At 72.3% G+C, this 15,606-nt stretch carries 14 protein-coding genes and 1 tRNA gene; 7 read left to right on the top strand and 8 right to left on the bottom strand.

From position 1 onward, the window contains the following. Positions 1-119 precede the first annotated feature (119 nt). A complete protein-coding gene (locus IRX98_RS20335; RefSeq protein ID WP_224279884.1) occupies positions 120-641 on the top strand; it encodes a SigE family RNA polymerase sigma factor in 522 nt (173 codons plus the stop codon). Further along, complete coding sequence (locus IRX98_RS20330) at positions 638-1,510, top strand: hypothetical protein (protein ID WP_224279882.1); 873 nt, start codon at positions 638-640, stop codon at positions 1,508-1,510. The genes IRX98_RS20335 and IRX98_RS20330 overlap by 4 nt, the downstream gene beginning before the upstream one ends. Before the next feature lie 2 nt (positions 1,511-1,512). Here IRX98_RS20330 and IRX98_RS20325 read toward each other — a convergent pair whose 3' ends face one another. The 4 genes from IRX98_RS20325 to IRX98_RS20310 all read right to left on the bottom strand — a co-directional run bounded on the left by IRX98_RS20325 (position 1,513) and on the right by IRX98_RS20310 (position 6,807). Next, complete coding sequence (locus tag IRX98_RS20325; RefSeq protein ID WP_224279880.1) at positions 1,513-1,923, bottom strand: single-stranded DNA-binding protein; 411 nt, start codon at positions 1,921-1,923, stop codon at positions 1,513-1,515. 285 nt (positions 1,924-2,208) lie between these two features. After that, entirely contained in the window at positions 2,209-3,864 is a 1,656-nt protein-coding gene (locus tag IRX98_RS20320; protein WP_224279877.1) for a YfjP family GTPase, read from the bottom strand. Positions 3,865-3,907: 43 nt separating this feature from the next. Further along, positions 3,908-5,701 (bottom strand): dynamin family protein, encoded by a 1,794-nt coding sequence (locus tag IRX98_RS20315; RefSeq protein ID WP_224279875.1) that lies wholly within the window; start codon positions 5,699-5,701, stop codon positions 3,908-3,910. Further along, positions 5,698-6,807, bottom strand: a complete 1,110-nt coding sequence (locus tag IRX98_RS20310; protein ID WP_224279874.1) for a PrsW family intramembrane metalloprotease — start codon at positions 6,805-6,807, stop codon at positions 5,698-5,700. The genes IRX98_RS20315 and IRX98_RS20310 overlap by 4 nt, the downstream gene beginning before the upstream one ends. Before the next feature lie 105 nt (positions 6,808-6,912). On the opposite strand from IRX98_RS20310, the gene IRX98_RS20305 reads away from it, so the two are divergent. Beyond that, on the top strand, positions 6,913-8,283 hold the full coding sequence (locus tag IRX98_RS20305; protein WP_224279872.1) for an aminopeptidase P family protein: 1,371 nt from the start codon (positions 6,913-6,915) through the stop codon (positions 8,281-8,283). Positions 8,284-8,336: 53 nt separating this feature from the next. Further along, positions 8,337-9,452 carry a 23S rRNA (uracil(747)-C(5))-methyltransferase RlmC gene (gene rlmC, locus IRX98_RS20300; RefSeq protein ID WP_224279870.1) on the top strand — a complete coding sequence of 372 codons (1,116 nt, stop codon included), beginning with the start codon at positions 8,337-8,339 and terminating at the stop codon, positions 9,450-9,452. Between the two features lie 3 nt (positions 9,453-9,455). Here rlmC and IRX98_RS20295 read toward each other — a convergent pair whose 3' ends face one another. The 4 genes from IRX98_RS20295 to IRX98_RS20280 all read right to left on the bottom strand — a co-directional run bounded on the left by IRX98_RS20295 (position 9,456) and on the right by IRX98_RS20280 (position 13,668). After that, positions 9,456-10,247: an SDR family oxidoreductase gene (locus IRX98_RS20295; protein WP_224279869.1), complete on the bottom strand. Its 792-nt coding sequence runs from the start codon at positions 10,245-10,247 to the stop codon at positions 9,456-9,458. Positions 10,248-10,303: 56 nt separating this feature from the next. Further along, positions 10,304-11,977: an alpha-amylase family protein gene (locus IRX98_RS20290; RefSeq protein ID WP_224279868.1), complete on the bottom strand. Its 1,674-nt coding sequence runs from the start codon at positions 11,975-11,977 to the stop codon at positions 10,304-10,306. Between the two features lie 2 nt (positions 11,978-11,979). Further along, a complete protein-coding gene (locus IRX98_RS20285) occupies positions 11,980-12,960 on the bottom strand; it encodes a TIGR03885 family FMN-dependent LLM class oxidoreductase (RefSeq protein ID WP_224279867.1) in 981 nt (326 codons plus the stop codon). Between the two features lie 105 nt (positions 12,961-13,065). After that, entirely contained in the window at positions 13,066-13,668 is a 603-nt protein-coding gene (locus IRX98_RS20280) for a hypothetical protein (RefSeq protein ID WP_224279866.1), read from the bottom strand. A gap of 79 nt (positions 13,669-13,747) precedes the next feature. Here IRX98_RS20280 and IRX98_RS23230 point away from each other — a divergent pair, with 79 nt between their 5' ends. From IRX98_RS23230 to IRX98_RS20270, 3 genes are all read left to right on the top strand, one after another. Then, positions 13,748-13,876: a hypothetical protein gene (locus IRX98_RS23230; protein ID WP_268929069.1), complete on the top strand. Its 129-nt coding sequence runs from the start codon at positions 13,748-13,750 to the stop codon at positions 13,874-13,876. A 67-nt stretch (positions 13,877-13,943) separates the two neighbouring features. Continuing rightward, on the top strand, positions 13,944-15,341 hold the full coding sequence (locus IRX98_RS20275; RefSeq protein ID WP_224279865.1) for a dicarboxylate/amino acid:cation symporter: 1,398 nt from the start codon (positions 13,944-13,946) through the stop codon (positions 15,339-15,341). A gap of 61 nt (positions 15,342-15,402) precedes the next feature. Further along, a tRNA-Arg gene (locus IRX98_RS20270) sits at positions 15,403-15,478 on the top strand. Positions 15,479-15,606: the final 128 nt, after the last annotated feature.

Here is a 15,606-nt window from a genome sequence, read left to right as displayed (position 1 = left end):
AACCGGACCCCGCCCGACAATCGCGCCCGGGACGCAGCGGACCTGAGACCATCCACCGCGGTCACCGCGTCGAGCAGGGTGGGGGCCGCCACCGAGGGGGCCTGCAGAAGGGGGATGCCATGCGTGGGAGCACCGGCGTCGACGAGGAGTTCACCTCGTTCGTCGCGTCCGCCTCACCCCAGCTCCACCGCAAGGCGTGGTTGCTGACCACGTCGTCGGTCGCGGCCGAGGACCTGCTCCAGACGGCGCTGGCCAAGGCGTACGTCCACTGGCGCCGGGTGAGCGCGGCCGACGACCCGACCGCCTACGTGAGCGGCATCGTGCTGAAGACCTTCCTCAGCGATCGGCGCCGCCGCAGCAGCACCGAGGTGGCAGTGGCGGAGGTCGACGACGTCAGCACGGAGGACGACGACCCGGCGCTGCGCCTGACGCTGCTGGCCGCCCTCCGCACGCTGGCGCCGCTCGACCGCGCGGTGGTCGTGCTGCGCTACTGGGAGGACCGCTCCGTGGAGGAGACCGCCCGCACGCTCCACCTGAGCAGCGCCGCGGTGAAGAACCGTTCGCTACGTGCCCTTGCCACCCTGCGCACCCAGCTCGACGACGTGCGCGACCCGTTCCTGCTCCCGAAGGGTTCCCGATGAGCACCCACCGCACCGACGCCGCCCCCCTGCCCGGCTCCGACGAGGCCTACGTCCGCACCGTCATCGAGGCCGCCATGGCAGACGCGCGGCCCCCTCTCGACCTGCCGGGCGCAGCACTTGCCCGAGGCCGGCGGCTGCGTGCCCGCCGCCGGGTGACCGTCGCCGCGGCCGCCGTCGCCGCCGGACTCGCGGTCGGCGCGGCGGGACCGTGGCTGGCTGCCGGGGGCGGAGCCGCCACCCGGAGCAGCGACCTCGTCGCGACGCAGCCGGCAGCGCCCGAGCCGGGTCTGCCGCAGACGCCGAGCGGCTGGTGGGACATGCCAGCCAACGAGATGGTCGAGACCCTGACCGGGATCCTGCCCGACGGGGTGATCCTCACCGCTACGGGCCCGCTCGCAGGCGACACCGAGCAGGGCGGCCCCGCCCACGGCTTCATCAACTCGACCCTCGGCGTTTCTGCCGGCGGCGAGGTCGCCACGGGCAACGTGAACATCATGATGTGGCCGGCAAGGACGGCCCCTGTCGCGCTGGAGGGCGTCGGCGCGGAGGAGGCCACCTTCGAGGTGGGCGTGCAGGACGGCTGGCTCACCTGCCCGGGGGATCTGGGTCCCAGCACGACCTCCTGCACCGAGATCCGCGGCCCCGGCGGCGAACGGACCGGTCGGCGCAGCACCACGGTGATGGGGGACGTCAGGATCGTCGAGGTGGTCGTGGTCTTCGGCGACGGCATCGTCTACGGCGCCACCGCCAACACCGACGACGACAAGTGGGGCGCCGAGTCCCCGATCACGGCGCCCCGACCGCCCCTGACGATGGCGCAGCTCGAGGCGATCGTGCGCGACCAGGTGTGGACGTCCTACCAGCCGTGAGCTCAGGCCGCCTGCGGCTCCTCAGCGCTCGTCATCGGCTGCACCTCGGCGACCTCGGGCGCCACGGCCTTGGCGAACCTGGTCGTGCCGTGGCTCAGGTCGTGGCCGACGGAGGTGGCGACCACCTCGAAGGAGGTCTGCGGCTTGCCCTCGCGCTCCCACACGTCGGCGACGAGCCGACCGTGCACGACGACGGGGTCGCCGCTGCTCAGCGAGTCGGCGACGTGGCGCGCGAGCCGGTTCCACGCCTTCACGGTGTGCCACGAGGTGGTGCCACGGACCCACTCGCCGTCGCGGTAGCGGCTGGGGGTGCAGGCGACGCGGAACGAGGCGACCTGGCGGCCCTCGGCGAGCTCGCGCAGCGTCACGTCGCCGCCGATCCAGCCGGTCAGGGTGATCTGGGTGTCGTACATCGGGATGCCTCCTGGACTCGGCGGCGGTGGTTCCGCCGCGGTCCTCCGAGGTTCGTCGCTCGGACCGACAGGCACGGCCCGTAGACGCGTGGAGCTGTGGACAACACCCGAACACGAGCCGCTGTGGACAGTTCCTGGCTCGGTCCGTCGTCGATGGGGCGCGAGGCCCCGGTCCGGACTGGACGTACGGCCTGGACGCTGGACGGCCGGCATGGCGGCCGTTGAGCGGCCGTTGGTCCGCTCGACCCCCGCCGGAGACAGCAGGCCAGCGCTGGCCGGAGACCGTCAGCGCAGGGCGGTGGTGAGGCCGTCGCGGACCTCGGCGTAGGACGCGAGCTCGGCCTGGATCGGGGCGACGACGACCTCCGCGGACACCTCGGAGATCGCCTCGCGCAGGCGCTTGTCCGCCGAGCGCGCGCGCGACCTCGCGGTGAGCGACACCAGCCAGCGGCACACCAGTGCCAGGAGGATGCCCAGCCCCACCCCGCCCAGCAGCATCAGCGTCGGCAGCGGGAAGGCGCCGACCTCCGGGGTGGGCGGCTCGGGCAGCCGGGCGTACGAGCCGAAGGCGAGCAGCGCCAGCCACCCGGCGCCGAGGACTGCGGAGACGATCAGGACGTACTGAAGGACGCGCACGAGGCCGGCCCACACGGGGATCTTCGCGGCACCGAGGTCGGTCGAGGCGACCGCCCGGTCGAGCCGGTCCCCGAGGTCGGGCAGGCGGGAGACGGAGGCTGCCCGGACGGCAGAGGCCCAGGCGGGGGACATGCCCTCGCCGACGTGGTCGGCCAGGGCGCGGACCTCGGTGTCGACGCGGGCGCGCTGGACTCCGGTGGCCTTGGGCACCGAGGTGCGCGCGGTGCCGGTGAGCTCCTTGCCGGACGCGCCGAGGTCGAGGTGCAGGCGCTTGAGCGGGTCGGGCTTGAGCCGGGAGAACCACGCCGTCACCGGCCACCCGGTCGCGCGGTTGGCCCGCAGGCGGGTGGAGTCGGCGACGGCCTTCACGACGGTCGGCACGCCGGCCGCCTCGGCGAAGGCGTCGTCGAGGGCGGCGATCCGCTCCTTCGACAGGGTCGGCGCCTTGCCGGTGCCGGTGGCCTCCTGGAGGCGCTGGGCGGCGCTCTTCACGTCGGCCTCGAGGCGCGAGCGGGTGACCTTCTTGGCCGCGACGCGCTCGGCGATCATGCCGCGCAGCTCGTCGACGCCCCAGCCGTGGCGCGCGCTCACGCCGAGCACCGGGACGCCGGCCAGGCCGTCGGCCTCGAGCAGGCGGCTCACGTCCTCGATCATCGAGGCGCGCCGGTCCTCCGGCACGGTGTCGATGTGGTTGAGCACCACCAGCATCACGTCGCGGTGCCCCGACAGCGGCTTGAGGAAGCGGTCGTGGATGGCGGCGTCGGCGTACTTCTGGGGATCGAGCACCCACACCAGCATGTCGGCGAGCTGCACCAGGCGCTCGACCTCGAGGTGGTGGGAGACCTCGGTGGAGTCGTGGTCGGGGAGGTCGAGGAGCACCACGCCGCGCAGCTCGACGTCCTCGTCGGCCTTGGAGAGCATCGAGTCGCGGGTGACCTGGTGGCGCGAGGGGATGCCGAGCCACTCGAGCAGCTCCTCGGCGCCCTCCTTGCCCCACACGCAGGCCGTGGCCCACGACGTGGTGGGACGGCGTACGCCGACCGCGGCGAGCTCGAGTCCGCTCAGTGCGTTGAAGGTGGAGGACTTGCCCGAGCCGGTCGCGCCGGCGAGCGCGACGACGGTGTGGTCGGCGGACAGCTTGAGGCGACCTGCCGCGCGGGCGGCGACCTTCTCCGCGTCGTCCACGACGGCGTCGTCGACGCGTCCGCGGGCGGCCGTGGCGGCGCGCTCGAGCCCGTCGACGCGGGCTCCGATGTCAGAGCTCCGGGTGACCAGCTTCTTGGCCCCTTCGAGCAACGACGTCATGACTCCCTCACGGTTGGGTGGTGCGGTTGTTGGGGACTCAACCCTAGGGGGCGCTCTCGGGAGCGTCCGAACCCTGGGGCTGCTGCGTCGCGGCGTAGCGGAGGTCGTCGACCTTGCGGGCCGCGGAGCGCATTCGCTCGGGCGCCTCGGGCGAGATCTCGAGGCTGTCGAGGAGGTCGGTGTAGCGGCGTCGCTCGGCGTCGAGCAGGTCGCTCATCGAGGACTCGAGCCGCTGGCGCGCGCGCTCGGCGAGGCTGCGCACCGCCTGGTCGCCGAAGACCGCCTCGAGCAGCTTCTGCCCCAGGAGCGCCGAGCCGCCGGCGATGCCCGCCTCCGCGCCGACCAGGAGGCCGCCGGTGTGGGCGAAGACGACGATCATCAGCGCGACCGCGAGGCCGTTGACGCCGAAGGCCAGGAAGCGCGCGGTGGAGCGCTTGTCGGCGCCCTCGCTGCGCACCATCTCGAGCACGTCGTCCTGCCAGTCGCGCACGGCGCGCTCGGCACGGCGACGGAAGTCACGGGACGCACGACCGAGGTCCTCGCCGGCGTCGCGGAGCAGGATCTGACCGGCGGCGGTGCCGCGCCACGACGCCTCGGCACGCTCGGCGGCGGCCTCGGCGTGCTCGAGGATGAGGGTCTCGAGCCCGGACTCGACGGCGACGGTGACGCGCTCGGCCTGCTGCGGCTTGCCCTTGACCGCGTTGACGACCCGGTCGCGGATCCATCCGACGCGCGTCTCGAGCGTCTTGAGCAGCTCCCCGGTGCCGACGAACTCCTGCCAGCGGGCCAGCACCTCGCCGCGCAGCAGCGAGCCGTCGGCCGAGGCCTCGCCGACCGCCTTCACGGCCCGGTCGTAGGCCTCGTTGGCGTCCTCGCGGAGGCGGCGTACGGCATCGGTCTGCTCGGTCGCGGCGTCGGCGACGGTGTGCGTACGCCGACCGAGCGTGCGGATCGCACCGTCGAGGGTCTGCTGGACGACCGCGGCGCGGGCGTCCTGGTCGTCGGCGAGCGCCTGGAGCCAGCGGCGGATGTCGATCACCGAGTCCGAGGGCAGCAACCCCATCTCGGAGACCTCGCCCTCCTCGACGGTGAAGAGCGGGGAGTCCTTCAGGCCGCGGCTGGCGAGCATCCGCGCGAGGTGGGTGGCGATGGTGTCGACCGCGTCGGCAGGCGTGCGGTCGAGCACGATCGCCACGGCTGCCGAGCGCTCGGCGGCCTTGCGCAGGAAGTCCCACGGCACCTGGTCGGCGTAGCGCGCGGCCGAGGTGACGAAGAGCCACAGGTCGGCGGCGGCGAGCAGCTGGGCCGCAAGCACGCGGTTGCGCTCCTCGACCGAGTCGATGTCGGGGGCGTCGAGGATCGCCAGGCCCGGCGACATCGCGGGCGAGGCGACGAGCTGGAGCGCCTCGGGGTCGTTGGTCTGCCGGGTGACGCGCTCGAGCTCGGGCAGCAGCCGGTCCTGGCCGAACCACTTCGCGTCGTCGGGGTGGTGCACCAGCACCGGCGAGCGGGTCGTGGGGCGCAGCACGCCCGGCGTGGTGACGCGGGTGCCGACGAGCGAGTTCACCAGGGTCGACTTGCCGGCGCCGGTGGAACCGCCGACGACCGCGAGCAGCGGTGCGTCGAGGGTCATCAGGCGCGGGATGACGTAGTCCTCGAGCTGGTCGACCATCTCGGCACGGGCCGCACGCTGCTCCTCGGCGCCGGGCAGCTCCAGCGGCAGCCGGGCCTCCTGCAGCGCCCCGCGCAGCCGCACGAGGGCGGTCACCATCGCGGTCGTGGCGTCGGGCGTACGACGGCCGGGGAACGGCGTCTGGTCCGCCTCGGGCTCGCTCATCGGGTGGGTACCACCTGTCCGGGGAAGGAGATGTAGGGGCGGATGAGCCGCAGCTCCTCGACGTGCTCCTGCCCGCGGACGGCGAAGTCGTCCGGAGCGGTGCCGCGGAGGTAGCGGTGGTGGAGGTAGCCCAGCTCGATGGCCGCCGCCTGGTACTCGCGCATGCCGCGCTCGGCCTGCTTGCCTCCGTGGTGGAGCGCCCAGCGGCGTGCGTGCCTGCGGGCCCGGAGGTCCACCAGCCACGGGATGTCGGTGGCGGGCAGGAGGCCGCGCTCGGCGGCGTCCTGCAGCGCCTCGGCCAGGAGCGGCCGCTCGGAGCGCCGGCGGTAGACCGCGAACGCCACCACGCCGAGGAAGGCCGGCAGCATCAGCGTGGCGTAGACGACGAGGAACGTGCCCTGGATCGTGGAGTAGTTCCACAGCCCGTGCAGCAGAGCGGCGAGCGCGAGCCCGACGATGGGTGCGAGGCGGCGTACGAGCGGGCGGGAGCTGGAGATCGCGAGCCCCACGCCGATGCCGGTGAAGACCGTGAAGAGCGGGTGGGCGAACGGGCTCAGCAGGCACCGGACGATGAAGGTGGCGGTCAGCGCCACCGAGCCGCCCTCGAGGCCGTCGGTCCCGCTGTAGGCGGCGGCGAGGTAGAGGATGTTCTCGGTGAAGGCGAAGCCGATGCCGACCATGCCGGCGTAGACGATGCCATCGAGCACGCCGTCGAGCTCGTGGCGCCGCCACCACAGCAGCAGCACCAGGAAGGCACCCTTGGTGACCTCCTCGGTCACCGGCGCGACGACGGAGACCGAGTCGGACTCGCTCGCGCCGCCGGCCATGCCGAGGACCTGGAGCACCAGCGCGGCGGCCGTGGCGACGAACGCACCCCACAGCAGCCCCGCGGCGAGCAGGCCCCGCGGCTCGGGCTCGTAGCGGTCGAGCCACATGAAGCATCCGACGAGCGGACCCACCGGCAGGGCCGCGAGGAGCGCGGCCAGCGCGAGGGTCCCCGGAGCCCCGGAGAGGGCGACCACGAGGGCCATCGCAGCGGCGCCGACGAGCACCAGGACTGCCACCACGACCGTGAAGGCAACGCTGTCGCGGCGGCGTCGATGCATGGTATGACCCTAACGGAGCAAGGCTCCTCGACCGCGGTTGCCGCACCCCAAGGGGCGTGCACCACGCCCTCGTGGGCTGGGGCCCCCGCGTCGTACAGTGACCGCGTGAGCGAGCAGACGACCCCCGAGAGCACCGAGCCCAAGACCGAGTCGCACGACCCGGCGGTGCCCGCCGCCTACGCCGCCTTCATGCGCGAGGGCTGGGGCGACCGGGCGCTGGACATGCCGCGGCACCCTGTCGCCGACCGCGCCGCGACCCGCCGTGCCGCCCTCGCGAAGGCCTTCCCCGACGACCGGCTCGTGCTCCCCGCCGGCACCTACAAGGTCCGCGCCAACGACACCGACTACCGCTTCCGTCCCGACACCGCACACACCTACTTCACGGGCAACCAGACCTCCGACGCCGTGCTGGTGATCGAGGACGGCGAGTCGGTGCTCTACGCCCGCCCGCGCTCCGAGCGCGACACCGACGAGTTCTTCCGCGACCGGCAGTACGGCGAGCTGTGGGCCGGTCGCCGCCCCTCGGCGCAGGAGATCTCCGACTCGCTCGGCATCGAGGTCCGCCACGTCAAGGACCTGCCGTCCTTCGACGACGACCGCAAGACCCGCGACGTCACCACCGACGAGGACCTCGCCCGCGTGGCCGACGAGCTGCGGCTGGTCAAGGACGAGTGGGAGGTCGGCGAGCTCCAGGAGGCCTGCGACATCACCACGCTCGGCTTCGAGGACTCGGTGCGCGAGTGGGACCGGGTGCTGGAGTTCGGCGAGCGCTGGATCGAGGGCACGTTCTTCCGCCGCGCCCGCGCGATGGGCAACGACATCGGCTACGACTCGATCTGTGCGGGCGGCTCGCACGCCACGACGCTGCACTGGATCGACAACACCGGCTCCATCGAGCCCGGCAAGCTCGTGCTGCTCGACATGGGCGTCGAGGGCAGCAACCTCTACACCGCCGACGTGACGCGCACACTGCCCGTCGACGGCACCTTCACCCCGCTCCAGCGCGACCTCTACGACCTGGTCTTCACCGCCCAGCAGAAGGGCATCGAGGCCGTACGCCCCGGCGTCCCGTTCCTGGCCGCCCACCACGCGGCGATGGAGGTGCTGGCGCACGGGCTCGAGGACCTCGGCCTGCTGCCCGTGTCGGCCCAGGAGGCGCTCGACCCCGAGTCGAAGGTCTACGCCCGCTGGACGCTGCACGGCACCTCCCACATGCTCGGCATGGACGTGCACGACTGCGGCCGCGCCTCGGCCGACATCTACCCCAAGGGCGACCTCGCCGAGGGCATGGTGCTCACCGTCGAGCCGGGCCTCTACTTCCAGGAGGACGACCTGCTCGTCCCCGCGGAGCTGCGCGGCATCGGCATCCGGATCGAGGACGACATCCTCGTGACCGCCGACGGGCACACCAACCTCTCGGCCTCGCTCCCCCGCTCGTCGGCGGACGTCGAGGAGTGGATGGGCCGCAACCGCTGACCTCCCTCGGTGGTCGAGTGCCGACCGAGGAACGAGGGAGGTGTATCGAGACCATGGACTGCCACCACTACGACGCCTTCCGCTGCCGCTCGTGCAGCCTGCTCGAGGTCCCGCGGGCGCGCCAGCTCTCCGACAAGGAGGAGCACGCGCGCTCGCTGGTCGGCTCCCCCGTGTGGCTGCCGACGGTCGCCGGCGCGGAGGCGGGCTTCCGCAACAAGGCCAAGATGGCCGTCGGGGGCACGGTCGACGCCCCCACCCTCGGCATCCTCGACCGCGACCTCGCGGGGGTGGACCTGCGCGACTGCGCCCTGCACTCCCCCGGCCTGACGACGGCCCTCGGCCGGGTCGCCGAGTGGATCAGCGACGCCGGCCTGGCGCCGTACGACGTCGCGACGCGCAGCGGCGAGCTCAAGCACGTCCTGCTCACCGAGTCGCCCGACGCGGAGCTGATGCTGCGGCTGGTGATGCGCTCGACGGCACTCGAGGCACGCGTCCGCTCCCGGCTCCCGGGACTGCTCGACTCCGTGCCGGGCCTGCGCGTCGTGACGGTCAACGTCCAGCCCGAGCACAAGGCGGTGCTCGAGGGCGAGCGCGAGATCGTGCTCACCGAGCACGCCACCCTGCCGATGCGACTCGCCACCGGGGTCACGCTCCGGCTCGGGCCGAAGTCGTTCTTCCAGACCAACACTCCCGTCGCCGAGGCGTTGTACGCCCAGGCGCGTGCGTGGGTGGACGCGCTGCCAGACGTCCGCAGCGTGTGGGACCTCTACTGCGGGGTCGGCGGCTTCGCGCTGCACCTCGCACGCGCCGACCGCGAGGTGGTCGGGGTCGAGGTCTCGGCCGACGCGATCGCCGCCGCGCAGGCCACCGCAGCCGAGCTGGGGGTGACGGCCGGGTTCGTTGCCGCCGACGCGACGGCGTACGCCCTGGGCGCCGGCGACGCGCCCGACCTGGTCGTGGTCAACCCGCCCCGACGCGGGATCGGCGCCGACCTGGCGGGCTGGCTCGAGGCGTCAGGCGTGGGCCACGTCGTCTACTCGTCGTGCAACGCCGATTCCCTGGTGCGCGACCTCGCGCTCATGCCGTCGCTGCGCCCGGTGGAGGCGCGGGTGCTCGACATGTTCCCCCACACCTCCCACTACGAGGTGCTGGTGCTGCTCGCGCGGTGAGGATCAGAGCTCGCGCCACCCCGTGGCGGAGTCGTGCCCGTGGGCGGCCATCAGGCTGAGTCCACCGTCGACGGTGTACGACGAGCCGGTGACGTACGCCGACCGCGGCGAGGCCAGGAAGCCGATGACCGACGCGACCTCGGCCACGTGCCCGGGGCGGCCGATCGGGTTGCCCGGCCGGTCCTGGTGGTAGGCCTCGGACTCGTCCTGGCCGGTCATGGGCGTGGAGATCTCGCCGGGAGCGACTGCGTTGACGGTGATGCCGTGCTGGGCCAGCTCGAGGGCGAGCACCTTGGTCAGCATGCCCAGCCCGCCCTTGGCGGCGCAGTAGGCGGCTGCGCCGTAGCGCGGGAGGTGCTCGTGCACGCTCGTGACGTTGATGATGCGCCCACCCGATGCCTGCTGCACCATGAGGCGTGCGGCGCGCTGGGAGCACAGGAACGGTCCGTCGAGGTCGGTCGCCAAGACGTGGCGCCACGTGTGGGGGTCGAGGTCGAGCACGCGGTCGGAGTGGCCGGTCCCCGCGACGTTGACGAGCACGCCCAGTCCCCCGAGCTGGTCGGCCAGCCGGTCGACGACCTCACCGGCATCGGGCGACGAGGCGTCGAACGGCTCGACGAAGCTGCGCTGTCCCCTCCTTGTGACCTCCTCGGCGGTCTCGCGGATGCCGACCTCGTCGCTGTGGAAGGTCAGGCCGACGTCGAAGCCCTCGCTTGCCAGCAGGGTGGCGGTCGCCTGTCCGATGCCTGAGTCGCTGCCGGTGACGATCGCGAGCCGGGGGTGGTGGTTGCTCATGTCGGAGGCGTACCCCACGACGGCCGTGCCGATGCGTCCCCTGCGTCAGGCATGGCTCAGGGCAGGTGCAGCCCGCCCCTGGGGCGCAGGCGGTACCACCGGAACCCGTAGCCCTCGAGGCTCACCTCCACCGAGCCGTCGCTCGTGGCCACCTCCTGGTCGTGGAGCAGGTCGACGAGCTCGCGGGTGTCGTCGAACCCGTCGACCACGAGGTCGACCACCACCGGGTCGGCGCCCAGGTTGTGCACGGCGACGAGGGCGACGTCGTCGAGGTCGCAGCGGTGCGCGAGCACGCGGCCCTCGGCCTGCTCGACCACGGAGAACTCGCCCCAGCCGAGCTCGGGACACATCCGGTAGGTGCCGATGAGGGTCCGCATGAAGCTCCACAGGGAGTCGGGAGCGCGGCGTTGGTCGGCGACATTGACGTGCGCGGGGCCGTAGCCGTCAGGCACCACGCGCTGTACCAGCCTGCCCGGCGCCGCCTGCGAGAAGCCGCCGTTGCGACCGGGGGTCCACTGCATCGGCGTACGCACGGCCATCCGCCCTTCCGCGGCCGGGTCCTCTCCCATCCCGATCTCCTCGCCGTAGTAGAGCGTCGGGGTGCCGGGCAGCGTGAACAGCAGGCTGTAGGCCATCCGGACGCGGCGCGGGTCTCCGCCCATCATGGGTGGCACGCGCCGCTTGAGGCCCCTTCCGAAGAGCTGCATCTCGGGGTCGGGCCCGAAGGCCGCGAAGACCTCCTGCCGCTCGTCCTCGCTCAGCTTGTCCAGCGTGAGCTCGTCGTGGTTCCGCAGGAAGGTCGCCCACTGGCAGGTCGGGTGGATCGGCGGTCTCGCCTGCAGCGCCTCGACGAGTGGCGCCGCGTCCTCGCGGGCCAGCGCGAGGTAGGTGGCCTGCATTCCGATGAAGTCGAACTGCATGTGCAGCTCGTTGCCGGCCTCACCGCCGAAGAACTCCAGCTGCTGGGCATGCGGGAGGTTCACCTCCCCGAGCATCATCGCGTGACCGGCCCGCCGGTTGAGGAACGCCCGGATCCGCCGCACCAGGTCGTGGGGGTCGACCACGAGGTCCGGGTCGCCGCCGTCGTCGACCGTCTGCTTGAGGAAGGGGATCCCGTCGACCCGGAAGCCGTCGAACCCGAGCTCGAGCCAGAAGCCCACGACCCGCAGGATCTCCTCGACCACCTTCGGGTTGGCGAGGTTCAGGTCCGGCTGGTGCTTGTAGAAGTGGTGGAGGTACCACTCGCCCGTTCGCTCGTCGAGCTCCCAGATGGAGTCCTCCTGGTCGGGGAACACCACGGATCCGGACGTGTCGGGCGGCTCGGTGTCGCGCCACACGTAGTAGTCGCGGAAGGGGTTGTCGGTGCTGCGGCGGGCGGCCTTGAACCACGGGTGTCGGTCGGAGGTGTGGTTGACGACAAGGTCGGCGATGACGTTGATCCCACGGTCGTGGGCGGTGCGGAGCACCTCGACGAGCTGGCCGTGGTTGCCCAGGCGCGGGTCCACCCCGTAGAGGTCGACGATGTCGTAGCCGTCGTCACGGTCGGGGGTGGGGTAGAACGGCATCAGCCACAGGCAGGTGATCCCGAGCTCGGCGAGGTAGTCGATGCGCTCGGCCAGGCCGGCCAGGTCGCCGACGCCGTTGCCGTCGAGGTCGTAGAAGGTCTCGACGTCGAGGCAGTAGACGACCGCCGTCTTCCACCACACGTCGCTGGTGTCGGTGACCTGCACGGTCAGCTCCTGCCCTTGTCGGAGACACCGCGGAGCTGCGGCAGCACCCTCTCGGCGAACGTGTCGACGAAGCGCTCCTGCTCCTGCCCCACGTGGTGCAGATAGATGTCGTCGAAGCCCAGCTCCGCGTATTCGGCCAGCCACGCCGCGTGCTGCGCCGGATCGGCGGAGACCAGCACGGCACGGCGTACGGACTCCATCGTGACGTGCTCGCCGATCTCGTCGAAGGCTGCCGGGGTCTCGACGTCCCACGGGACGTCGCCGCCGAGCACGTTCGTGCGCCACTGGTCGAAGGCGATCGCCTCGGCCTCGGACTCGCTGGGAGCCCAGGAGAGGTGGACCTGGAGCGCGAGCCGGCCCTGCCCGCCGCTGTCGCGGTAGGCGGCGACGAGGCGCCGCAGCGTCTCGTGCGGCTGGTTGATGGTGACCAGCCCGTCCGCCCAGGCGGCCACGCGCGCCGCAGACGCCACGCTCACGGCCGGACCGACCAGGAGCGGTGGCTCGTCCGGGACGTCCCACAGCCGTGCCCGGTCGACCCGCACGCGTCCGTCGTGGCTCACCTCCTCGCCGGCGAGGAGCCGGCGGATGATCTCGACGCACTCCTCCAGCCGGCGCGTGCGCTCCTCCTTGGACGGCCACCGGTCGCCGGTGACGTGCTCGTTGCTCGCCTCGCCGCTGCCGAGGGCGACCCAGAAGCGGCCGGGGAACATGCCGGCCAGCGTGGCGATCTTCTGGGCGTGCACTGCAGGGTGGTAGCGCTGACCGGGAGCCGACACGCACCCCATCGTCAGGCCCGTCGTCGCCAGGGCGGCACCCAACCACGACCAGGCGTAGCCGGAGTGGCCCTGGCGGGCACTCCACGGCCCGAGGTGGTCGGAGCACATCGCCATGTCGAAGCCTGCCTGCTCGGCACGCTGCACGTCGCGCAACAGCTGGCCCGGGGAGATCTGCTCGTGTGAGGCGTGGAAGCCGATCCGGGTCATGGACCCACCACACCGCAGCGTCGCCCGCGCCGCAACCGCGGCACCTCTGCAGATACGACGTGCTCCCCTGTCGGGGTGGGTTGCCGCCCGGCGGGAGCGGGCGCCTCAGCCGCGGAAGACCTTGGGGCCCTTGGCGAGGGCGTCGCGGACGGTTCCGTCCCGGTGAGCGTCGTCGGCGTAGAGGGCCGCGAGCTCGGGCTGGTCCTGGTCCGCGGCGATGCCGACGACGCCCACTCCGACCTGCACCCAGCGCGGCGCGTCGAGGCAGGCGGTGGGCAGCGAGGTCGTCAGCGTGCCGGCTCCGCGGTCCACCTTGGACTTCAGGGCGCCGCACTCGACGGTCTTCCCGCGACGCTCGATGCTGGAGATCGGCTTCCCGCCGAGGCGCTCGACGACGACGTCGAAGGGGCCCCTCGGCGTGCTGACGCGGAGCACCGTGAACTGGAACGGGTCCTTCTCCAGCGCCCGGAAGCCGACCGTCAGCCGCAGCCGGTTCGCGCCGTGCGCCACCGCCGTCCGGACCACGTCGACCCCCTGGTAGCCGGGCGCCGGGACGGCATCCTCGAGCTCCATCGACCCGTCCACGAGGGTGACGACGTCACCCACGCTGTCCTGGGTCACCACCTTCTCGGCGTGGGCCGCCACGGGCAGCAGCAGGGTCACCGGGACGAGGAGGGCAGCGAGACGCGCGCCGAGACGAGAGGACATAACCGGGATCCTAGGGCTCGGGTGTCCCGTGTGAGGCGGACCACGGAACAGGTGGCCGAAAGTATCGGTTGCACCCGACGTGAGCGCGCCTTCCACCTCCTCCTCGACGGCTCCCGCGACCGTCGGCGACCTGCTGACGCAGCGTCGCGCCGTGGACCTCGCGCGCACCGAGAGCGCACTCTGTCGCCTCCTGCTCGCCGCCGACTGACCAGCGCACCTGCGCATCCCGGCGACCGCGGACCACGCGCGCCGTTCCGAAAGGTTATCTTTTCACTATGACTACTTCAGTTAGCGAGACCGAGAAGCCCACCCGCTTCCGGCTCCCGTCGTTCGGCGCGCAGGTCCTGATCGGGCTCGTGCTGGGCGTGGTCCTGGGACTGGTGGCCCGCAGCATGGGTGCCGACGGCGTCGACGCCACGACCGGCGAGGTCGACCCCAACTGGCTCACCGAGACCCTCAGCACCATCGGCGGCACGTTCGTGACACTGCTGCGCGCGGTGGTCCCGCCGCTGGTGTTCCTGGCGATCGTCGCCTCCATCGCCAACCTGCGCGACGTCACCGGTGCCGCACGCCTGGCGTGGAAGACGCTGGCCTGGTTCGCCATCACCGCACTGATCGCCGTGGTCATCGGCATCGTCCTCGGCCTGGTCATCCAGCCCGGCAACCACACCAGCGTGGCCTCCGACGCCGCCTCCGCCCCGTCGTCGACCGGCTCCTGGCTGGACTTCCTCACTGGCCTCGTCCCCGCCAACGTGCTGGGCCTCGAGGGCTCCGCGGGCGACGACGGCAGCGTGTCGATGTCGTTCAACGTGCTCCAGATCCTGGTCGTCGCCATCGCCATCGGCATCGCCACCCTCAAGGTCGGCGAGGCCGCCGACGCGTTCCTCACCTTCGTCCGTTCGGCGCTCGCGGTCGTGCAGAAGGTCCTGTGGTGGATCATCCTGCTCGCCCCGATCGCCACGGTCGGCCTGCTCGGGAACGCCGTCGCCAGCTACGGCTGGGACGCACTGGGCTCGCTGGGCATGTTCACGGTCGCGATCTACGCCGGCCTGGCGCTCGTCCTGCTCGGCGTCTACCCCGCCCTGCTGCGCCTCAACGGGCTCTCGGTCAAGCAGTTCTTCACCGGCGCATGGCCGGCGATGACCCTGGCCTTCGTGTCGCGCTCGTCGGTGGGCACGATGCCCGTCACCCAGAGCGTGACCGAGCGCAACCTGGGCGTCCCGCGGGCGTACGCCTCCTTCGCCGTGCCGCTGGGCGCTACCACCAAGATGGACGGCTGCGCCTCGATCTACCCCGCGATCTCGGCGATCTTCGTCGCGCAGTTCTTCGGCCTCGACCTGTCGGTCACCGACTACCTGCTGATCGCGTTCGTCTCGGTCATCGGCTCCGCGGCCACCGCCGGCGTCACCGGTGCGACGGTGATGCTGACCCTGACGCTGTCGACGCTGGGCCTCCCGCTCGAGGGCGTCGGCCTGCTGCTCGCCATCGACCCGATCCTCGACATGGGTCGCACCGCGGTCAACGTCACCGGCCAGGCGCTCGTGCCGACGCTCGTGGCCAAGCGGGAGGGCATCCTCGACCAGGAGGCGTACGACGCACCGCGCGGGCGCACCGCGTGGCGCGAGGACGCCGACGTCGAGGCGCGTCCGGTCTCGGCCACCGCCGCCGCCTGATCCGTCCAGGCCCGGCCCTCCGCACACTGCGGGGGGCCGGGCTTGGGATACTGGCGCCACGGCCCCCGTGGCGCAACGGATAGCGCACCGGATTTCTACTCCGCTGGTTGCAGGTTCGAATCCTGCCGGGGGCGCCATTGTGATGTCTCAGGACATTGGAATAGCCGGACCTACGAAGTTGTAGGTCCGGCTATTGCTTTGTGGGGCCGGGCGGCCGTCCGGTGGGCTGGTAGTCGCGGGTGGGGTCGAGTGTGAGCTCGCGGAG

It is taken from the genome of Nocardioides lacusdianchii, assembly GCF_020102855.1.
In the GTDB taxonomy this organism is placed as follows: domain Bacteria; phylum Actinomycetota; class Actinomycetes; order Propionibacteriales; family Nocardioidaceae; genus Nocardioides; species Nocardioides lacusdianchii.
The sequence above is the reverse complement of the archived record's forward strand: the minus strand, read 5'-3'. Positions and strand labels throughout refer to the sequence as shown.